Raw genomic sequence first — 20000 nt, forward strand, 5'->3', positions numbered from 1 at the left:
CGTCAGTCGTTGCGGACGGGGTCGCCGAGCACGTGCATCAGCCGGTTGGCCCAGCCGAACAGCGCCGTTGACAGGATGAGGTCGACAGCCTCGGCCTCGCTGATGCCGGCCTCGCGCAGCTTGGCGGCATCCGCTTCAGTGACCGCCGGCGGCGATTGCGAGAGCTTGACCGAAAAGTCGAAGATCGCCTGGTCGCGCGGCGAGAGCTGTGCCTGCTCGCCACGCGCGAAGAGCTCGTCGGTGACGGCGGTGTCCTTGCTGAGCTGTGCGTGGCGGGAGGCGTGCACGGCTGCGCAGTAGATGCAGCGATTGACGATCGAGGCGCCGATGGCACCGAGCTCCCGCTCGGCCCGGCTCATGCCGCCCGGATCGTACATGATCGCGTTGAACAGCGGCGAGCGTACCGACAGCGTCTCCGGATCATGCGCCAGGACCAGCACATAATCCGAGACCTTGGTGTTCGACGGCGTGATCTTCAGCGCGTCGCGTTGCTCGGGAGTGGCGCTGGCCAGATCGACCGGGGTGACCCGCGGCTGCCATTCAGGAACGGTGCGGGTGAAGCGATGGACGATCCGGCTCATGCCACAGCTCCTTTGAGGACAGCGAGCCCGGCGAAGACCCGGCACTGGTAGCTCATAAAGGCGTTGAGCTCGCAAAGGCGCACGATGTCGGCCTCCGCGACGCCGGCTGCCTTCAGCCTCTCGATATCCTCGGAGACGACCGCACGTGGCTCGGCTGCGACCTTGTCCATAAAGGCGATGGCAGCCCGTTCCCGCGCGTCGCTGCTGGTCTGAGCCGGATCGGCGAGATTGCGGACAGCCGGCTCGGCAATCGCCGCGAGGTAGTGCGAGGCCAGTTTCGTCTGGCCATTGAGGGTTGCGATGCGCGCGGCCATCGCCGTGCGCCACTGAGCTGGAAACCCACCGGGATCCCGCGGCTGGATTACCGCGGCTTCGGCTTGGCGGCTCATCTCGATGATGTTGGCGCGCGCGTGCGCCGCGGTCAGAGCTTCCGCTTCGAGCCAGGGAGACGCCTCGGGACCGACGGTCTGGGTCATAGCAATTCCCTTCATGCATCAACTTATCGAGTTAATGCTTATAACGAATGAAGCCCGCCGTTTGCGCTATGTCAAGGATCGATCGCTGTCGGTATGCAAGGGCGCGGCCGTGCCCGCGCGCTGCGCGCCAGACCCGTGGGATCCGCGTGCACGCGATTGCAGCCGGCCCGCCCTCGACACGCACCGCTTCGGGCACTCCCGGATCGACACTCCTGCTGGAGAAGACCAGCCGCGAGATTCCCGCTCGCGAACTGTTCGCCATCGACGATGTCGATGCCGCGACCGCGTTTCCCGCGGATGATGCAGCTCGGCTCGGCACTGGCCAGCACGCCTGGATATGGTACGAAAAATGCTGGCATGAGCGCCGCTGAACGACCTTCGTACCCGAAACGCCTTAGAGGATTTGCGATGGCCCACAGCCTCAACCCCAAGTTCACGCCGGCGGCCGTGCGGACCCAGGACAATCGTCCGGACTTCTCCTCGGAGGCGATCCGGACGGTTCGGGAAGATCTGGCAGCCTGCTTTCGCGCCGCGGCGCGCCACGGCTTCGAAGAAGGCATCTGCAATCACTTCTCGGCCGTGGTGCCCGGGCACGATGATCTCTTCATCGTCAATCCCTACGGAAGGGCTTTTCGCGAGATCACCGCCTCCGAGCTTCTGATCTGCGATTTCGAAGGGAATGTCATCGCGGGCGATGGCCAGCCTGAGGCGACGGCCTTCTACATCCACGCGGAGATTCACAGGCGCGTTCCTCGGGCCAAGGTGGCCTTCCATACGCATATGCCCTACGCGACTGCGCTGAGCATGACCGAGGGCGATCCGCTTATTTGGGCCGGCCAGACCGCTCTGAAATTCTACGGTCGCACGGTCGTCGACAGCGATTACAACGGGCTGGCGCTCGATCATGGGGAGGGCGCACGCATAGCCAACGCGGTGGGCCACGCGGATATCGTGTTCATGCGCAATCATGGGGTGATGGTGCTGGCTCCCAATGTCGCGGAAGCCTGGGACGACCTCTACTATCTGGAACGCGCAGCACAGGTCCAGGTTCTGGCCATGTCGACCGGCCGCCCGGTCAGATCCGTCCCGTCCGATATCGCCGAAGCCAAGTATCGACAGATGCGCGAGGGAGATCCCGAGTCAGCCCGGCTTCATCTCGCATCCATTCGGCGGCAGCTTGATCTGGAGGAGCCGCAATATCGTCATTAGCGGCAAACTGGCGCGGCACCGCAGCATGTCGGGCAACGGCGACGCCTGGATCTGGAAAGAGCATCCAAATGCCGCCACCGCGGAGCCTGGGAGGATCTCCGCTTGTGCTCGGCATGTACGAGCACCTACGTGAATAGGATGCGCTGGGTGGACCGAATGTGAACAGCCGACAGATCGAGGTATTTGCCGCCGTGATGAAGGCGGGCACGGTCTCGCGAGCCGCGGAGATTTTGGGCGTCACCCAGCCCGGTGTCAGCCGGCTGATAGCCGAGCTCGAAAAGTCGCTGGGCTTTGCCCTCTTCGACCGGGTGCGCAACCGCATCGTGCCGACTCCGGAGGGACGCACATTCTTCGCGGAGGTCGAGGCGAACTTCCGCGGGATGGACCGGCTGCGCGCCAGCGCGGCACGTATTCGCGACTATGGTGCCGGTCAACTTCGCGTCGCCACCCTCTCGGCGCTGAGTTCTTCGATCGTTCCGAACGCCGTTCTGCGCTTTCGCCAATTGCGCCCGGATGCGACCGTCACGCTTATGGTCCTGCCCTCGCGCGACGTCCGGGATGGAGTGGCTGCCGGCATCTACGATGTCGGTCTTGCCGCCGACGAGATCGATGTCACCGGGGTCGTCCACCAGGTCTTCGTCCAGCCGCGCGCCCTTTGCGCCATCCCGCTCGGCCACCCCCTCGCCTCGCGGGAGACGATCGGCCCCCACGATCTGTCCGGCATCGATTTCGTCGCCTATGTTCCGGAAGATCGCGCCCGGCAGCGCTTCGACATGATCATGTCAGAGGCAGGAGCAGTGCCGCCGCGTGTCGTCGTCGAGACGATCTACGCCGCCACCGTTTGCGCGCTGGTGGCACAGGGGGTAGGCGTCGGGCTGATCAGTCCTTACGCGATCGCGGGCCATGATCAAAGTCGCCTCGTGCTGCGGCCCTTCGAGCCGCCGGTGCTGAGCCGCAGCTTCCTCATCCTGCCGCCCGACCGGCCTAAATCGCAGCTTGTACGCGATTTCATAGGCTGTCTCATGGAAGCGCGCTGATAACCTGGGCTTGCGAAAGCGAGCCATGCGCTGGCTCGCACCGTCAGGCGGCAAGCGCAGCTTGCGCGGGCGTGTACGGCAGGCGCAGGCTCTCCGCGACCTGAGCGTTGGTGATCTGGCCGCGATGCACGTTGAGGCCCGCGGCGAGATGCGGATCGTTGCGGATCGCATCCAGACCGTTTGCGGCCAACGCCAAGCCGAAGGGCAATGTCGCATTGTTCAGCGCGTAGCTCGACGTCAGCGGCACGGCACCCGGCATGTTGGCGACGCAGTAATGGATCACGCCGTCGATTTCGAAGGTCGGGTCCGCATGCGTCGTCGGATGGGAGGTTTCGAAACAACCGCCCTGGTCGATTGCGACGTCGACGAGGACCGCACCGCGTTTCATCCTGGACAGCTGGGAGCGCGACACCAGGCGCGGCGCGGCCGCGCCGGGGATGAGCACCGCACCAATGACGACATCCGCGGCGAGGACCTCTTCCTCGATCGCATGGAGCGTGGAATAGCGTGTCCGCGCCCTGCCGCCGAAGTGCTCGTCGAGCTGCCTGAGCCGCGGCAGGGACCGGTCCAGAATCACCAGATCCGCTCCCAGGCCCGCCGCCATGCGCGCCGCGTGAGTGCCGACGACACCGCCTCCGATGATCGCAATGCGCGCCGGAGGCACCCCCGGCACACCGCCGATCAGCACGCCGCGCCCCCCAGCATGCCGCTGCAGGCAGGCCCCTGCAGCCTCGATCGAAAGCCGGCCTGCCACTTCGCTCATGGGCGCCAGCAATGGCAGGCCGCCGGCCTTGTCGGTCACGGTTTCGTAGGCGACTGCCGTGACCCCCGACTTCAGGAGCCCGGCCGTCTGCTCTGGATCAGGGGCGAGGTGCAGATAGGTGAACAGGATTTGTCCCTCGCGGAGCTGCACCCACTCCGACGGCTGCGGCTCCTTGACCTTCACGATCAGGTCGGCCCTCGCGAAGACTTCTGCTGCATTCGCAACGACCCTGGCGCCCGCGGCCTCATAGGCCGTGTCGGGTGCAGAAATGCCGGCTCCGGCGGTTGTCTCGACAAGGACTTCATGGCCCGCTGCGGTGTATTCGCGCACGGCTTCCGGGGTCAGCCCGACCCGGTATTCGTGGACTTTGATCTCCTTGGGTACACCGACGCGCATTGCTTCCTCCTCGTTATGGTTGGAGCTTGGCTAGTCGCGCGCCGGTGCCGGCGCGGGACTAAGAACGCGAGTGAATGGCTCTCCAGATGGTCTGCGGCGTCGCCGGCATGTCGATATGGCGCACTCCATGGGGCGAGAGTGCATCGACGATCGCATTCATCACCGAAGGCAGGGAACCGGCGCATCCGGCCTCCCCGCAGCCCTTGGCGCCGACAGGATTGGTTCGGGTCGGCACGCCCTCGCTGATGAAGGTGAAGAAGGGCACGTCCGCCGCGCGCGGCATCGCATAATCCATGTAGGAGCCGGTCATCAGCTGGCCGCTTTCGTCATAGGAGGTCATTTCGCAGATCGCCTGGCCGATGCCCTGCACGACCCCGCCATGGAGCTGCCCCTCGACGATCATCGGATTCACCAGCACCCCGAAGTCGTTGACCATAACATAGCTCGCGATCTCGACATGCCCGGTATCGGGATCGATCTCGACCTCGGCGATGTGGCAGCCATTGGGATAGGCCGAGGGCGCCGCCTTGAAGACATGGTCGACATCCAGCGCCCGCGGCAGGTCATCGGGCAAGGCTGCGCCCGCCTGCAGCTTGCGGGCGAGCTCCATGATGCCGACCGAGCGGTCGGTGCCAGCGATGCCGAAGCGGCCATCGGCGAATTCGATATCGGCGACACCGGCCTCCAGGAAGTGCGCGGCCAGCAGCTTGCCTTTCTCGATGACGAGCAGGCTCGCCTCGATGATCGCCGAGCCGCTCGCCATGATCGATTTCGAGCCACCGGTGCCGCCGCCGGCGATCAGTCGATCGCTGTCCCCCTGAACGAGGCGAATCTTCTCGAAGGGCACGCCCAGTTGGCTCGTCAGGACCTGGGCGAAGGGCGTCCAGTGTCCCTGCCCATAGTCGAGCGTCCCGGTCACGATGGTGACCGTTCCGTCCGGCTCGAAATGGATGCCGCCCATCTCGTTGGTCGGAGGGGCGGTGACTTCGAGATAGCAGCCGATCCCGCGGCCGCGCAGCTTGCCGGCCTTGCGGCTGGCGCGCTCGCGCGTCCGGTAGCCCTTCCAGTCGGCGGCCTCCAGCGCCCGCGCGAAGAGCGCCGGGAAGTCGCCGCTGTCATAGACGGTCCCGATCGGGGTCTTCCACGGCAATTGCTTCGGCGCAATCAGGTTGCGCTGCCTGAGGACAGCCCGGTCGATGCCCATTTCCCGGGCCGCGGTATCGATCAGCCGCTCCATGAAATAGTTACCCTCGGGGCGTCCGGCGCCGCGATAGGCCGCGATCGGCACGGTATTGGTGACGGCACAGCGCGTCTGCACCTCCACCAGCGGCGTGCGGTACATGCCGACGCTGTTCTTGCCGATGTTCAGCGTGGCCATCATTGGGCCGGGGGGCGAGAGATAACCGCCCATATTCCCGGTGCCGGTGAAGCGCGTCGCCAGGAACCGCCCGCGCGCATCGAGGGCGAGCTCGGCCTCGAAGATCATGTCGCGGCCGTGATGGTCGGAAACGAAGCTCTCGGACCGCTGGTCGGTCCATTTCACCGGCTTATTCAGCAGCCGCGCCGCATGTAGCAGCACGACATATTCCGGGAACACGGCCGACTTCATGCCGAAGGAGCCGCCGACATGGCCGGTCAGCAAGTGCATCCGGTCATGCGGGACACCCATCGCCGCCGCCAGGTTGTTGCGCATGCCGAAAGCGCCCTGGCTCGGGGCGTGGAGCGTGTAACGCTTCGTCTTGCGGTCATAGGTACCGATCGCGGCGCGCGGCTCGATCGGATTCACGATGATGCGGTTGTTGACGATCTGCACCCGCGTGACATGCGCGGCCTTGGCAAAGGCCGCCGCGACCTTCGCAGCGTCGCCGAAATGGTAGTCGAGGATGAGGTTGCCGGGAACCTCATCGAACAGCTGCGGCGCGTCCGGGGCAAGCGCCGCCTCCACCGAGGTGACGGCGGGCAGGATGTCGATATCCAGCGATATGGCCTCGGCGGCATCGCGCGCCTGCTGCGCCGTGCGGGCCACGACCATCGCCACGGGGTCGCCGACGAAGCGCACCTTATCCGCGGCAAGTGCCTTGCGGACCGGCTTCCTCATCGCGGTCCCGTCCCGGTTCGGCAGGTCCACCTGGCATTTCAGCGATCCGTAGTTCTGCCCCTCCAGATCATCGGCCGTGTAGACCGCGACGACACCCTTCATCGCTTTCGCAGCTTCGGTATCGATGCCGCGAATGACGCCATGCGCATGCGGGCTTCGGACGAAAGCCGCGTAGAGCTGTCCTTCCAGCGCAAGATCGTCGGTGTAGCGCCCTTGACCGCGGACCAGCGCGGCATCCTCGTTGCGCGGGACAGACTGGCCAATTCCGACGCGGCCGGTCGCGCGATCGACCCGAGACACATGCATATTCATCGCAAGGCACCACTATCGAACAGAAACCGAGGCGCTGGCTCAGGCAGATAGCTGCCTTTGCCTTCGACCTCGCGCGGCGCCACCTCATTGCGAGCGGCGGACCCGACGGCGCACAACCATATGCGTGCCGGATCGAATTGGCGCCTGGGGCTGCGGCATGGCTCCATTGACCGTGTCGGATAGCGCGGCGCGACGCGACCTGAAGCTTTGCCCTTGTGGAAGCGCCAATGACGTAACCTGATACTGCGCCGATCCGACGCACGGTCTGCAATGTTCAACTTCCACAGCATGCTGCGCCGGCAGCGATCATGTTCGCGGTTGACGAGCCTGTTCGACGCAGGAGCGCGTTTCGGAGGGCAGCCGAAGCCATTTATCGTCCGCATCGACGGACGGCATCGGCTGCGCGCGACGCAAGCAAAATTCTATACGAAAGCGCTTCTACAAATAATGATTTATGTCAAAAGAGGTTTCTTTAGAATAAAATTGCCACCGTTGATTCCGATGGCCAAATCTGCTTATCAAACGCCGCCGATAAGCCGAGCAAAACAAGAATCGTCGCCAAGGAAAAAGCGGTCCGATGAGCAATTTCTACGAGGAGCAGGTTCTCAGCGTTCATCACTGGACCGATACGCTGTTCAGCTTCACGACGACTCGCGACGCGGCATTCCGCTTCAAGAACGGCCAGTTCACGATGATCGGACTCAAGGTCGACGAGAAGCCGTTGCTGCGGGCCTACAGCGTCGCGAGCACCAACTATGACGAGTGCCTGGAATTCTTCTCGATCAAGGTACCGAACGGGCCTCTGACGTCGCGGCTCCAGAACCTCAAGGTCGGCGATCCTATCGTCGTCGGCAAGAAGGCGACGGGCACGCTCGTCCTCGACAATCTCCGTGACGGCAAGCGCCTTTTCCTGCTTGGCACCGGAACCGGCCTCGCACCCTTCCTCTCGCTGATCCGCGACCCCGAGACCTATGAGCGCTTTGAGAGCGTCGTGCTCGTGCATGGCTGCCGGCAGGTCGCGGAGCTGGCCTATGGCGAGCGGATTCAGAGCCAGTTGCCGCAGGACGAATTCCTCGGCGACATGATCCGCAAACAGCTCGTCTACTACCCGACGGTGACTCGCGAGCCGTTCCGCAATCGCGGACGCATCACCGACTTGCTGACCTCCGGCCAGCTCTTTTCAGATATCGGGCAGCCGGGCTTCGATCCACGCAATGATCGCTTCATGCTCTGCGGCTCGCCGCAATTATTGGCCGATCTGAAATCGATCTTCGCGGCGCATGGCCTGCACGAGGGCAATCACGGGGAGCCGGGCGACTACGTGATCGAAAAGGCTTTTGTCGAGAAGTAGCCGCCATGATCCGGCACATCGTATTTTTCAGCGCCAAGGCTCCGGAGAATATCGAGGCGATTCGCAGAGGCCTGTCGATCCTGACAGGCATCCCTCATGCCCTCAGGCTCGAGATTGCCAAAAATCGGAAGTCGGATCCGCTGAGTTCCGAAGTCGACATCGTCGTTTACGGCGAATTCGCGGATCACGCAGCCCTCGCGGCGTACAAGGCCCACGAGCTCTATGCCGAAGCGATAAGACGGGTGCGGCCCCTGCGTGAGTTGAGGCTTGCTGCGGATTACGTAATCGCCGAGGCGACGACGGAACCTGCGGTCGCCCGCTGAAACGCCGGCCGCGGCGCCCCTTCAAGCTTCGGGTGCCGACGGGGGCCGCTGGTCCGATGGTGGGGCCGCTTGCCCGTGACCGAAGGACTTCGATCGCGTCGCGCGTCCCTACCGACAGTGAAGGCACATGCGGTCGAACCGCAGGGGTGATCCGGCCCACGCCTTGGACGAGGCCGCATCGATTTCTGTCGGAGGCGCGCCGCGCCTCCTATGCGGCTGTGCGGTTCAGCAAGCGGCGAAAATGATCCGCCTGCTGATAGAAGCGTTCAGCTTCAACGCGATCGCCTGTCGCTTCACGCTTTCGCGCGGAGCCCATGGCGCGCTCGAAATGCGCCCGAATATCCAAATCCGCCGCTCGCCCTGCCCGATTGCGTATATCGCCAGCCGGCAGCTTGCGGTGTTGGAGGTCCATGGCTTTCTCCTCAGCCCATGATCCGCGCGACGATTTTGCGCAATTCTTCGCGCGAGAGGCCACAAGGTTCGGGCTTCCAGCTTGATGAAGCTTTCGGAGGCAATGGCTGCAAGGCCGTGACGGCTACGCGCAATTTCTTATGTTCGTATCGAGTCGTATTTTTCATATGGTTCCAGTGGCGCGCGGCTTGTCCGCGCTGCCTGTAAGGCTGCCGTGCAGAATGCAGGCAGCGGTAAGCTGCGAAACGGCGTTCGATTGTCGAAAGAGTAAAAAATCGGGCAACGCGCCTGTCGCGGCGAGGCCAGCCGAATAGCTCGGTCGATGAAACCTTCTAGTGAACCATTGTGGCCGTTTGAAGTTGCCGCAGCTGCGTCAGGGGAAATAATTCGCAGGCCTGACAGCTGCACCGTGCCGGCAGGAACCATGCAGGTTCTTCCCGATGGCAGTCATCGCGCCATCGATCGCCTCGAAAGGTCCACGCAACACGTCAACCATCCGTGGAAGCTCGTCGATGGTCAGGACGATCCAGAACTGGTCATGAGGATCGCGGACGATCGAGCAGACCGAGCGCTCCAGCAGGTCGGTGACGCCCCATCGATTGGATAGATTCGGGCGAACTGTCGTATCCATAACCACCTCCTGCTTCACGATCAGGGAGAAGTCGGTTTCGTCCGTGCGCTGCGCTTTGGCTTCGGTTGCATTGCAGCTTCGCCAGCTGCCTTGGCGTCGGCGGCCTCCTTGGCGAGCCGCTGTGCTCGCAATCTCGCCGTTCGCTCGCGAATGGCGATCTGTTCCTTGCGCAACGCGTCAAGAGCGGTTTCAGCCTCGGCGCGACGTTGCGCTGCCAGCGTCGCCCTGCTCTGGGCTCGTAGTCGGGCCTCTTCCGGCGAGATCCTGTTATCCGACATCGGCTAACTCCTTCCTGCCCGCGCGATGCCAAAAGCGCGAGCGTCATTCCCGCGCAGCGCGTTCCTGCAGTGATCGAACGGTTTCGAGCGGGGCGTTCCGAGGCCGCTCGACGCCGACCCACGACAGTTCAGCCCGTCGCGGGGCATGGCGCACACGCCCCTCTCGGCGGCTCGGCCGGGCGATGCGCTCACGTTCGGCCGCTGGGAGGCGCTCCGTATCGGCGAGCCCGGCCGTCTTCTCCGCCTGCCGCTCGGCCCCGCGCCGGACCCAGAGCGTCTCATCGCCGTTGGGGCGTGTCTCGAAGCGCTGCAACCGCGCCTGTTTGGCAGTGGTCGGGCTGGTCCGGCGATCGGCGACATTCTGCAGATCGAAGCCCAAGCCACAAACCTCGCTTATTATGCCAGCGCAGGCCGCGCCGGACGAGCGGGCCGCTCCACGCGCTTCGGAGCCGGCAGCAATCCTTCACGCTGGGCCTGCTTGCGAGCAGCCTTGCGAGCGCGGCGAATGGCTTCCGCCTTCTCGCGGGTGCGCCGTTCAGACGGCTTCTCGTATGAGCGGCGCGCCTTCATTTCACGGAACACGCCTTCGCGTTGCATCTTCTTCTTGAGAACACGGAGCGCCTGATCGACATTGTTGTCGCGGACAAGAACCTGCATTCGAACTTCCCTTCTGGTGAAAACAAAAAAGGGCCGGGTTGATCCCGACCCTCCGTGGCCATCCGTCGCTCAATCGTACGGCGCCGGTGCATCCGCGGTCGCCGCATATCTCGATTGCCGCGCCAGACGGCATCTCAGCTCACTCGGCCTGCAGGTTATCCGCAGAGACCTTCCCGGAGCGCTTGTCCTGCACCAGCTCATAGGAGACCTTCTGGCCTTCCCGGAGCGTGCGCAGCCCTGCCCGCTCGACGGCGCTGATATGGACGAAGGCATCCTGGCCGCCATCTTCCGGCTGAATGAAGCCAAAGCCCTTATCGGTGTTGAACCATTTGACTGTGCCGCTGGCCATGCTGACCTCCTGTAAAAGCGACCGCTCACACGCTGCGGAATGCAACGCATGTCTCGATTTGAGCAGGAAGTTCGTCAGCAAAGCGCGATGGTGCGCGGGGCCAATTCGTTCGGCCTAGATCGATTCCTCTAAGATGGTGTTTGGCGAGCGCATTGTCAAATGAGTGCCGATTCGCATCAGTATTCTCGGAACATTATCGGGTGACTGCCCACTCGGTCGAAAACGAGCCGGCCTCGTGGCGAGAGCGGGGCCGATCCGGACTGCCACTCGCCATCGGAGCCTCCCTGGACTGGCCGCCTGTGGAGCGGCGGGCACGCCTGGCACGCACGCTCAAGCAGCGTTGAGGCCGAACTTGGTTTGGCCGAATGCCTGTGTTCACCAATGTCAGCCCGGGCAGCTGTAGCCTTCACCAAATGCCAGGGATCAGCCGCCACCGAACCCGCGCAGCGTAGTTCGCGTAGCCTGCGAGCGCTGCCTGAAGAACTCGATCCTCCGTGATCGTGCGATAGAGCAGAAACGGCAGGCTGAAAATGGCGACGAGCGCGGCTGCGAGCCACGACCCGAGTGCTGGTCCGCTTGCCAGCAGAATCAGGATTCCGGCGGCATATCCGGGATGGCGGACGAAGGCGTAAGGGCCGGTGGTGACCACGTGGTGACCACGGTCGGTCTGGATGCGAACGACCGAGGAGAAGAAGCGGTTCACGCGCATTGCCCAAAGCGCCAGGGCGTAACCGCCCGCGACCGCGCTCAGGCAAATCGCCTGCAGCCAGCCAGGCAAGTCGTCGCTCCAATGGAATCGGCCGCGATCGAGCCCGGCAACGACCCAGTGCACGAACAGAACCAGTGAAAAGGCCCGCAGTGCGAGCGGCGGCTTGCCGCCGCCAGGCCGCATGCGTTCGCGCAGGAGGTCCGGATCGAGCGCCGCGAATGAAGCGATCACGACGACGGCAATGATTGCCAGATACGCCCAAAAGCCCGGAATGGCGACCGTACCGGCGGCGGCAAACAATGCGATGGCCGCAGCGACCACGAACAAGACGGCCTGGAGATACGCCGAGATTGGCATCCCCAATCATACCATGTCAGAGGAGACGAAATACCGCTGCGCATGATCCGCCCGTCACCGCGGCCCTACCGGCGCATAGGCCAACGCCCGCGTTTCGCGCACTCCTTCAGCCGAAGGAAGGCACGTCGCGGACCGACCGTTCAAGCCACGTCGTGACAATGGCTCGCACGCTGCTCGACATAGCTGCGGCGTGTCTCGGCCGTGTTCGGAAGGCCGGCCTCCGCGAGCCACGCCAGAAACTCGGCTGGCCGAACGGTAACGATTTCCAGCGCCCGGCCTCTTGCGAGCCACGCATTCATGACGGCGACGGCATTCCGATGCCAGGTCTCGTAATCGGAAGGCATCTCGTCACGATCGTGGGCGAGTTCCCAAAGCTGCTGGAAATCCTCCGGCTCGTACCAAGGCATGGCCAGGGTGTACGCCTCGATTGTCGGTTTCATGGGCTCGCCAGTCAGTGATTAGGGGGCCGCAAGCGAGCGCGCAGAAATTCTGCGCATACTGCCCTCCCCCAAACGTACGGCAGAAACCTGCGGAAATCAACAAAAATCAAATATATTCAACAGCTTAATGACAGATAGCGGCGCTTCTTTAGCAACAGTGTCAGGTCGGCTCTCTTGAAACAAAATCGCTTCATGGGCATTCTACCTATAATGAGGCAACAGCAGCAAATGAGTAAGTCTGATGTCTGAGAGCACCGCGAAGGGCAATGATCTCGCGCGAGGCGAGCGCTTGCAGATCATGGTCGATAGCGAGGAACTCGCAGCCCTCGAGGATTTTCGGTTCAATAACCGAATGCCGAGTCGCGCAGCCGCTGTCCGCGAGCTGCTTCGTCGCGGCCTGGCCGCGACGGGGTACCGGCTGGATGAAAAGCGAGGGTCCTCCAGCGAATATGGGGTGACCCGTGGCTATGATGTGAATGGCGCTGACGAAGGCGCCGGCTGACGCTCCTCTCGGCGACATGAGCTGCTCGATCGCCGCCATTCTCAGAAGCTGTCGGCAGCCCCCTCGTGCGGCGACGGCTAACCACCCGGCCCGAGGAGCGCGAAGCCGGTGATCACAAAGCCCCCCGGCCACAGCGAAAATCGACGTCTGGCCGCGAAAGGCGCATCGGCGTGACTTTTGCCGCCGGAGGTGCCTGACACCGAACATCCGATAGCTGCGCCGCTCAGGAAAGGCCAACCGCGTTCCTTGCGGTGTTTGCATCCATTCTTGCGCGTCGGGGGATCTGGGGACTGGGCTGGACGGCCCTTTTCGGGCCCTTCCGTCAGCGGCTGTCAGCGCGACGCGGCGATCAACTTCGACACGTAGACGAACGACAGCCGCCTCGCCGTGGTGTCGCTTGATGTGCGTTGGCCCGCCCTGTCACGCCGAGCGCTTCTTGCGGTCATCCTTGCGCTTGTCCTGCTCGACTGCCGCCTTAGTGGACCGTGCGATCGTCGCTATTGCCAAAGGTGGCTTGCCGGACCGCTCGGATATCGCGCGATCCTGCTCCATAATCGTCGTTCGCGCGGGCTCGTCGCCGTCCAGGCCACCGAGCAAGGATGTGGGCACGCGCCGGTTGGAGGTTCTCGATCCGTCTTCGTAAACGACATCGAACATCGTGAACTCGGTGTCGAGAGCTTTGGATTTTGTACGTTTAGACATTTTCGCCTTCTTGGCCCGCAGCTTGCCGAATGCTCACAGGCCCCTGGAATCCGCCCGCTGCCGCTGGAAGTGGTAAGATGCACGAGCATAGGGCATGCGCCAGGAGATCAACGGACAGCGAGCCTTATTTTTGCGCCGTGACGCAAATGGCCGGGCAGCGGCCGATTGTCCAGTCACCCGATTGAAATTCAATCGATTAGCGGCAGAGAGCGGCGGATCATGCGGGAAATAGTTCGAACTTTCCTGACGCTTCCCATCCGCATTTTTCAGGCTCCGGCTGACGGGAATGAGCAACTCAACCAGTTCATTTTCGCGTTTCCGGCGGTCGCCGTAATCCCCGCGAAGGCCGAGAGGCTCTTCAGACCCAAGTTTCGGCATGCTGCTCGGGCCTCATCGCCCCCTCGATTTCAGGCTGAGGGGCATCGCGATCCAACAGACGGGTTCCGATCGCCGTGGCTCACGTCCATGGGTCAGTTCGGCCGTGTAGAGTCCGTTGATCGCCTCGGCGACAGCGTTGTCATAGCCGTCGCCGACGCAGCGCAGGCACCGCAGCTTCAGCCGGGCAGCCATTGAAATCGGCGTCAGCGCCTCCGCGTTGAGCCACGCGCTCAAGGGCCTGGAGGGCAGGCTCGGCGTCAGGCTTCTGAACCGGACCACCAAGAGCGTGACCCTAACCGCTGCCGGTGAGGTCCTCGCGGCAGCGATCGGCGAGCCAGCAATCGCATGGTGGATGTGACGGACGCGGGCTTCGATGCCGGCATCCGCTATGGCGGCACAGTGCCGGAGGATATGATCGCGCAGCGGCTGTCGGCCGATATCCGCTGGGTGGTCGCGGGCTCGCCCGATTACCTCGACCGCTTCGGCACTCCGGAGCATCCCGACGATCTGCACCGGCACCGATGCATCAGCAACCGGCTCGGTGACGATCGGGTCTATCGATGGGAGTTCGAGCGCCGCGGCGAGGATCTGCAGGTGGCGGTGCCGACATCGATCACGGTCGACCAGGCGGAAACGGGTCTCGTGGCGATCCTCGGAGGGCTAGGCCTGATGTATTTCCCCGAGCCGCTCATCGCTCCGCATCTCGCGGACGGACGGCTGCGCCCAGTGCTCTCGGACTGGGCTGCTCGCGGAGCAGGATTTCACATCTATTATTCGAGCCGCCGTCAGGTCCCGACAGGACTGCGCCTTCTGATCGACCTCATTCGAGAGTTGCAACCCATGGGGTTGTAAAATGCCGGGATTTGTCCGTCATCATCTTGCTTCGTCGGATGATCAGCTCAAGACATCGATGGGGGCGCTTTTCGGATCGAACTACCTGCCTGGAAACAGGGTCGATACGCTGGTCAACGGTATCCAGATCTCACCTCCCTCGGCGCAGACTCGCTGCCATTTTCGGGGTGGTATCTCTATCGCCCGACCGGCGCCCGATTGGGCAGCCGCTCGCTCAACGCTTCAGCTGAGCGCAGCTTGAAACTGCACTGGCGCGTTTCAGCTCCCTAAGAGCTGGCTCGGGAAAATTGGACAGGCCGGATGAGTGGAGTTTCTGCCTGAAGGCGGCACGATGGCCGCGACAGGAGAGACATGGCGAAACGACCGCGGCGGAACCACACGCCGGCCTTCAAGGCAAAGGTGGCCCTTGCAGTCCTGAGGGGCGAGAAGACGATTGTCGAGCTGGCACAGCAGTTCGACGTGCACCCGAACCAGATCACGCAGTGGCGCAATCAGCTTCTCGATGGGGCAGCAGGCGTCTTCGATGGCGAGGCGAAGACCGCAGCGCCGGCGCCGGCGGTCGACGTAAAGACGCTGCACGCAAAGATTGGAGAGCTGACGCTGGAGAATGATTTTTTGTCCGGCGCGCTCGGGAAGGCCGGCCTTCTGAGCGCAAAGCGATGATCGACCGTCATCACGATCTGCCGCTCAGTCGACAGGCGAAGGTTCTCGGGATCAGCCGGGGCAGCATCTACTACCTGCATCGCGCAGTCTCTGGCGCCGATCTCGCTCTGATGCGCCGGATCGACGCCCTGCACCTGGAGTATCCCTTAGCCGGCAGCCGCATGTTGCAGGGCCTTCTGAGTCTCCATTTCGCCGCGCTCTCTATCGTGCCGGTAGAGACGGAAGTTGGAATTTACGGGCCACCTCAATGCTCCCCGCTCCTGCCATCGGCCCGCTTCGCCTTGCGCACCCAAGCGCCGCCGCCGTTCTCGGGGATGTATTCGACCCCGGCTTCAAGCGCTGACCGAATTGCCTCCACCGTTCGACCTTGAGGCCCAGCGGACCAAGCTTATCTTCCAGCCGCTTTATCGAAGGCAGCAAGACTTTCGAGGCTTCGGCGAAATCCTACGCTAAGGCTTTTGGCGTCGAGGGATTCGCGCGTTTCTTATCGCGATGTAGATTGGCAACTGGGAACTTCCTCTGATAGACGAAATTTCCGACGCCATCCCACAATTTTGCCGACCAGGTCGATGGCAATTGCGCAACCCCGACATGGCGCTGGCCGCAACGAGCATGGTCCCATGTTCCGCATCGACGACCGGATCGATACTGAGACGCAACGCTCCATAGGCGCCAGTGCCCTCAATGCCAAATCTGCGTTGTTCCCCTCCCCAGCGCTAACGTGATCGACAGGTGTATGATTCAGGGCGCGCGATGCGAAGGCCGCAGTTGCAATGACATTGACGCCTTCGGCACGGCTAACGACGGATCGCGCGTCGTCGACCTTCCCCGAGGCGACCGGATTCGACGTTGTGCAGGCCAGTATCGAGACCACAGCTCCGGGATCGATTGCAATGGCGGAGAGCGCGTCTACGCCGCCGATCGCACCCGGCAGCAATCGCGGGCGATGCGTCTGCCGCGAAACCTCGCGTAGATCCCGTTCGAGTTCTGCAGAGACGAGGGCCGCAGCTCCAACGGTCCAAACATCAGCGAGCCGGAGAAGGTCGGCTCCATAATCCTTGATTGCGCTTGGCCCAGTGAAGTCAATTAGAAGGCCCGGCCCTAATGCTCCAAGGCAGGCAAGCGTCTCGACAACTGGAAATCGCCGCTCGTCTGATGTTGCGGCATTTCGCTTCAGGGCACCGACGATTTCCCAGCGCCCATTGTCTTCAGCCGTTCGCAGGCTCAAAAACGTCCGAGTGATACGACCGAGACCGACAAGATCTACACGAAGCTTCGTCCTATCCTTGCGCTCCGAGGCATGTTCCCCAGCGGCGCGACACGCCGCCGGATACCCACTTTGGCCGATCGCCCAAAAACCGTCTCGGCTATTTCTCGAATGCGGGGTCGATCGGGACGCGATAGCCATTGACCAACCGGTTCGTCTCGTTCGCCATGCCAACGACGGCGAGGAGCTCGTGGTACTGCTCCGGCGTCATTCCTGCCTTGGCCGCCGCAGCACTATGGCTCGCGATGCAGTAGCCGCAGTTATTGGTCACGCTGACCGCGACATAGATCATTTCCTTGACGAGGGCGTCGAGTGCGCCCGGCGCCATGACCTCGCGGACGCTCTCCCAGGTCCGCCGCAGGGTCTTCTCGTCATTGGCAAGGTATTTCCAAAAATTGTTGACGTCGTCGAGTTTCCGAGCGGTCTTTATTTCGTCGTAGACGGCTTTGACTGCATCGCTGGCTTCGTTGTACTCGATCGCTCTGGGGCGAGGCATCGGCTTTCTCCTCGGGCTGTGTCTGAAATGTCGGGCGTCGGTCAAGCGGAGGCGACGACCATGATCTCCACCAGAATATCGGGGTAGGCCATGTCGCCGGTAACGCAGGCGCGCGCCGGCGCATGATCGGGATCGACCCAACCGTCCCAGACCTCGTTCATGGCCTTGTAGTCGTCCATCGACTTCAGCCAGACGATGCTCGACAGCACCTTCGTACGGTCGCTGCCGCAACGTGCGAGCATGTCGTCGACCTTCGCGAGCGCCTGTGTGGTCTGTCCGGCTACGGAGAGGGAACGGTCATCCGCGACCTGCCCTGCCAGGTAGACCGTTCCGTTGTGCACGACGGCGCGGCTGCGGCGCCCATTCGAATCGGCTCTCGTGATCGGCATGGAAATCTCCGCGCAGGTTGCGTCGTTACGAACGGTTGACGATCAGGGGAGGATCGAAAGCGGTCACGGGCGGCAGTTCGCCTTCGTAGCGCTCGATCTCGACGAGACAGGATTGTGCACTCGGCCCCTGGCCTAGACGCGACGTGCCCAGATCATGCGTCAGGACATTGGGATTGCCGTGCTTTTCGAGGACCCCGGCCTTGCCGGGCATCACCGGGTCGTACCAGGCACCGGTGGCGAGCTGCAGGACGCCGGGACGAACCGCGTCGCACAGGACGGCCGCCGCAAGGCAGGCGCCGCGCTCGTTGAAAAGGCGGACGATGTCGCCGTCGCCGATCCGCCGCGTCGCAGCATCGGCTGGATGGATCCGGACGGGCTCACGGCCGCGTATCTTGGCAGCCCGGGAATGCACCCCCTGGTCGTACTGGCTGTGGAGCTTGGTCTTGGGCTGATTCGAGATCAGATGCAGGGGGAACTGCCTCGCCTTGGAGGCCCCGAGCCATTCCCTGGGTTCGAGCCAGGCGGGATGGCCGGGGCAATCGTCGTAGCCGAAGGAAGCGATCCGGTCAGACCAGATCTCGATCCTGCCGGAGGGCGTCGGCAAGGCGTTCCCGACCGGGTCCCGCCGGAATTCCTCGAACAGGGTCGGCTGCTGCTCCGGCTCGGGAAAGAGCAGCGCCCCTTCCTCCCAGAAGGTCTCGAAATCGGGCACGTTGAAACCCAGCGCCGAGAGGCGCTCCTGCGCCTTCTCGTAGAGGGATCGGAGCCAGTCCTCCTCGCCCCGCCCCTCGGAGAAGACCGCCGCCGCGTCGAGTTCGGCAGCCAGCGCGCCAAAGATGTCGTAATCGTTCCGCGCTTGCCCAAAGGGCGCACTGACCCGATGCGAAGCGGCAATCAGCCGGTCGCGGCTGGAACAGACGATGTCATTGCGCTCCAGCTGGGTGGTCACCGGCAGCACGATGTCGGCATGGCGTGCGAGCGGGTTCCACCAGCTCTCGTGGACGATCGTCACTTCCGGTCGCTTCCACGCTTGGAGGAAGCGATTGAGGTTCTGCTGGTGATGGAAGGGATTTCCGCCGGCCCAATAGACGAGGCGGATATCGGGGTAGCTCCGGTCTTGCCCGTTGAACTGATAGCTGCCGCCCGGCTTCAGCAGCAGGTCGGATATCCGCGCCACAGGGATGTAGTCGTCGACTGCATTGATCCCCTGCCCGAATGACGGCCAGGACAGGTCGAGTGTCGGGTTGCCGATGCCGTTGACCGAGCCGTAGCCGATGCCGAAACCGCCACCGGGCAGACCGATCTGGCCCAGCATCGCGGCCAGTGTGATCGCCATCCAGCAGGGCTGCTCGCCATGATCCGCCCGTTGCACGGCCCAGGCCAGCATGATCATGGTCCGCTGCGCCGCCATCTTGCGTGCGAGCCCCCTGATGGCCTCCGCCTCGATCCCGCAGATCGCGGCCGCCCACTCCGCCGTCTTCGCGATGCCGTCACTCTCGCCCGCGAGATAGGGCAGGAACCTGTCGAAGCCGGTGGTGCAGCGCGCAAGGAAAGCCTTGTCGTGCAACCCTTCGCTCCACAGCGTGTGGGCGAGACCCAACATCAGCGCCGTATCGGTGTTGGGCGCGATCGGAAGCCAGGTGGCGCCGAAGCGCTCCTCGACATCGTCCCGGATCGGCGTGACCGATATGAGCTCGCCCCCGGCTGCCCTGAAAGTCTCGAGGCTTTCGGCCAGGATATGACGGCCTATCCCGCCGGAACTCACCTGGGAATTCTTAAGCGGCAGGCCGCCGAACATCACCAGCAACCGGGCGTGGCGGACAATAACGGGCCATGAGGTATGCTCGGTGACGAGCCCGCGGCGGTCGCCGACGACATGCGGCACGATCGCGTCGGCGGCGGCGTAGCTGTAGTTGCCGACGGAGCGCGTATAGCCGCCGATAGCGTTCAGGAATCGATGGATCTGGCTCTGCGCATGATGGAAGCGCCCCGCGCTCGCCCAGCCATAGGAGCCGCCGAAGATGGAGCGGTTGCCATGCTCCTTGCGAACCCGGTCGAGCTCGCCGGCCGCGATGGCGATGGCCTCGGACCAGTCCACGGCGACGAAAGGCTCGGCGCCGCGGCCAGCCCCCGTCGCCCGAAAGCCCTTCTCGAGGAATGAGGCGCGGATCATCGGGCGTTCGATCCGGGTCGGATCGTCCAACGCTCCGATCATTGACCCGGCAATGGGAGACGGCGCCGGATCCTGCTCGAAGCCCTCGAGCTCGGCGGGACGCCCCTCGGACATCCGCACTCGATAGGTGCCCCAATGCGTGGCGACGGTCGGTCGTGCGGGTGTCTTCAACATCATCGTCGCCAGGGCTTTGGAGGTCG

The 20000-nt window shown here is 63.5% G+C and carries 23 protein-coding genes and 1 pseudogene; 9 read left to right on the forward strand and 15 right to left on the reverse strand.

Annotated elements, in window-relative coordinates:
* Nucleotides 1–2: 2 nt before the first annotated feature.
* Both AC1DEZ_RS15725 and AC1DEZ_RS15730 read right to left on the reverse strand, forming a co-directional pair.
* Nucleotides 3–581, reverse strand: a complete 579-nt coding sequence (locus AC1DEZ_RS15725) for a peroxidase-related enzyme (RefSeq protein WP_441510582.1) — start codon at nt 579–581, stop codon at nt 3–5.
* Nucleotides 578–1057, reverse strand: a complete 480-nt coding sequence (locus AC1DEZ_RS15730) for a hypothetical protein (RefSeq protein WP_441510583.1) — start codon at nt 1055–1057, stop codon at nt 578–580. Before AC1DEZ_RS15730 ends, AC1DEZ_RS15725 begins: the two co-directional genes overlap by 4 nt.
* 68 nt (nt 1058–1125) lie before the next feature.
* Here AC1DEZ_RS15730 and AC1DEZ_RS15735 point away from each other — a divergent pair, with 68 nt between their 5' ends.
* From AC1DEZ_RS15735 to AC1DEZ_RS15745, 3 genes are all read left to right on the forward strand, one after another.
* Nucleotides 1126–1428 (forward strand): SDR family oxidoreductase, encoded by a 303-nt coding sequence (locus tag AC1DEZ_RS15735; protein ID WP_441510584.1) that lies wholly within the window; start codon nt 1126–1128, stop codon nt 1426–1428.
* Nucleotides 1429–1465: 37 nt separating this feature from the next.
* A complete protein-coding gene (locus AC1DEZ_RS15740) occupies nt 1466–2266 on the forward strand; it encodes an aldolase (protein WP_476779918.1) in 801 nt (266 codons plus the stop codon).
* A gap of 158 nt (nt 2267–2424) precedes the next feature.
* Nucleotides 2425–3303: a LysR substrate-binding domain-containing protein gene (locus AC1DEZ_RS15745; protein ID WP_441510586.1), complete on the forward strand. Its 879-nt coding sequence runs from the start codon at nt 2425–2427 to the stop codon at nt 3301–3303.
* A 43-nt stretch (nt 3304–3346) separates the two neighbouring features.
* Here AC1DEZ_RS15745 and ald read toward each other — a convergent pair whose 3' ends face one another.
* The gene (gene ald / locus AC1DEZ_RS15750) at nt 3347–4462 is read right to left on the reverse strand and encodes an alanine dehydrogenase (protein ID WP_441510587.1); all 1116 of its coding nucleotides are present in this window, start codon (nt 4460–4462) and stop codon (nt 3347–3349) included.
* 58 nt (nt 4463–4520) lie between these two features.
* The gene (locus AC1DEZ_RS15755; protein ID WP_441510718.1) at nt 4521–6866 is read right to left on the reverse strand and encodes a xanthine dehydrogenase family protein molybdopterin-binding subunit; all 2346 of its coding nucleotides are present in this window, start codon (nt 6864–6866) and stop codon (nt 4521–4523) included.
* 583 nt (nt 6867–7449) lie between these two features.
* Here AC1DEZ_RS15755 and AC1DEZ_RS15760 point away from each other — a divergent pair.
* Together AC1DEZ_RS15760 and AC1DEZ_RS15765 are read left to right on the forward strand one after the other, a co-directional pair.
* Nucleotides 7450–8223, forward strand: coding sequence for a ferredoxin--NADP reductase (locus AC1DEZ_RS15760; RefSeq protein ID WP_441510588.1), 774 nt, complete (start codon nt 7450–7452; stop codon nt 8221–8223).
* Between the two features lie 5 nt (nt 8224–8228).
* Nucleotides 8229–8546, forward strand: coding sequence for a Dabb family protein (locus AC1DEZ_RS15765; RefSeq protein WP_476779919.1), 318 nt, complete (start codon nt 8229–8231; stop codon nt 8544–8546).
* A gap of 208 nt (nt 8547–8754) precedes the next feature.
* Here the strand turns inward: AC1DEZ_RS15765 and AC1DEZ_RS15770 are convergent, their stop codons facing one another.
* The 7 genes from AC1DEZ_RS15770 to AC1DEZ_RS15800 all read right to left on the reverse strand — a co-directional run bounded on the left by AC1DEZ_RS15770 (nt 8755) and on the right by AC1DEZ_RS15800 (nt 12378).
* On the reverse strand, nt 8755–8958 hold the full coding sequence (locus AC1DEZ_RS15770) for a DUF4167 domain-containing protein (protein ID WP_441510590.1): 204 nt from the start codon (nt 8956–8958) through the stop codon (nt 8755–8757).
* A 372-nt stretch (nt 8959–9330) separates the two neighbouring features.
* Nucleotides 9331–9588 (reverse strand): hypothetical protein, encoded by a 258-nt coding sequence (locus AC1DEZ_RS15775; RefSeq protein ID WP_441510591.1) that lies wholly within the window; start codon nt 9586–9588, stop codon nt 9331–9333.
* Nucleotides 9589–9909: 321 nt separating this feature from the next.
* Nucleotides 9910–10245, reverse strand: coding sequence for a hypothetical protein (locus tag AC1DEZ_RS15780; protein ID WP_476779920.1), 336 nt, complete (start codon nt 10243–10245; stop codon nt 9910–9912).
* 17 nt (nt 10246–10262) lie between these two features.
* The gene (gene rpsU / locus AC1DEZ_RS15785) at nt 10263–10523 is read right to left on the reverse strand and encodes a 30S ribosomal protein S21 (RefSeq protein ID WP_441510593.1); all 261 of its coding nucleotides are present in this window, start codon (nt 10521–10523) and stop codon (nt 10263–10265) included.
* 139 nt (nt 10524–10662) lie between these two features.
* The gene (locus AC1DEZ_RS15790) at nt 10663–10872 is read right to left on the reverse strand and encodes a cold-shock protein (RefSeq protein WP_441468576.1); all 210 of its coding nucleotides are present in this window, start codon (nt 10870–10872) and stop codon (nt 10663–10665) included.
* Nucleotides 10873–11278: 406 nt separating this feature from the next.
* Nucleotides 11279–11902: a methyltransferase family protein gene (locus AC1DEZ_RS15795; protein ID WP_441510719.1), complete on the reverse strand. Its 624-nt coding sequence runs from the start codon at nt 11900–11902 to the stop codon at nt 11279–11281.
* Nucleotides 11903–12078: 176 nt separating this feature from the next.
* On the reverse strand, nt 12079–12378 hold the full coding sequence (locus AC1DEZ_RS15800) for a hypothetical protein (protein WP_476779921.1): 300 nt from the start codon (nt 12376–12378) through the stop codon (nt 12079–12081).
* Between the two features lie 241 nt (nt 12379–12619).
* Between AC1DEZ_RS15800 and AC1DEZ_RS15805 the strand changes: the two genes are divergently transcribed.
* Nucleotides 12620–12880, forward strand: a complete 261-nt coding sequence (locus AC1DEZ_RS15805) for a hypothetical protein (protein ID WP_441510595.1) — start codon at nt 12620–12622, stop codon at nt 12878–12880.
* Between the two features lie 420 nt (nt 12881–13300).
* Here the strand turns inward: AC1DEZ_RS15805 and AC1DEZ_RS15810 are convergent, their stop codons facing one another.
* Nucleotides 13301–13582 carry a hypothetical protein gene (locus AC1DEZ_RS15810; RefSeq protein ID WP_441510596.1) on the reverse strand — a complete coding sequence of 94 codons (282 nt, stop codon included), beginning with the start codon at nt 13580–13582 and terminating at the stop codon, nt 13301–13303.
* A 595-nt stretch (nt 13583–14177) separates the two neighbouring features.
* On the opposite strand from AC1DEZ_RS15810, the gene AC1DEZ_RS15815 reads away from it, so the two are divergent.
* From AC1DEZ_RS15815 to AC1DEZ_RS15825, 3 genes and pseudogenes are all read left to right on the forward strand, one after another.
* Entirely contained in the window at nt 14178–14318 is a 141-nt protein-coding gene (locus tag AC1DEZ_RS15815; protein ID WP_441510597.1) for a LysR family transcriptional regulator, read from the forward strand.
* Complete coding sequence (locus AC1DEZ_RS15820) at nt 14306–14812, forward strand: LysR substrate-binding domain-containing protein (protein ID WP_476779922.1); 507 nt, start codon at nt 14306–14308, stop codon at nt 14810–14812. Before AC1DEZ_RS15815 ends, AC1DEZ_RS15820 begins: the two co-directional genes overlap by 13 nt.
* 351 nt (nt 14813–15163) lie before the next feature.
* Nucleotides 15164–15654, forward strand: a pseudogene (locus AC1DEZ_RS15825) (transposase); the annotation flags it as partial.
* A 1188-nt stretch (nt 15655–16842) separates the two neighbouring features.
* On the opposite strand, the gene AC1DEZ_RS15830 reads toward AC1DEZ_RS15825, so the two are convergent.
* From AC1DEZ_RS15830 to AC1DEZ_RS15840, 3 genes are read right to left on the reverse strand one after another with little or no spacing between them, the layout of a single operon-like run.
* The gene (locus AC1DEZ_RS15830; protein WP_476779923.1) at nt 16843–17238 is read right to left on the reverse strand and encodes a carboxymuconolactone decarboxylase family protein; all 396 of its coding nucleotides are present in this window, start codon (nt 17236–17238) and stop codon (nt 16843–16845) included.
* 41 nt (nt 17239–17279) lie between these two features.
* Entirely contained in the window at nt 17280–17627 is a 348-nt protein-coding gene (locus AC1DEZ_RS15835) for a RidA family protein (protein ID WP_476779924.1), read from the reverse strand.
* A 25-nt stretch (nt 17628–17652) separates the two neighbouring features.
* Nucleotides 17653–19974, reverse strand: a complete 2322-nt coding sequence (locus tag AC1DEZ_RS15840; protein WP_476779925.1) for a molybdopterin-dependent oxidoreductase — start codon at nt 19972–19974, stop codon at nt 17653–17655.
* Nucleotides 19975–20000: the final 26 nt, after the last annotated feature.

It is taken from the genome of Allobosea sp. 10L422, assembly GCF_056395345.1.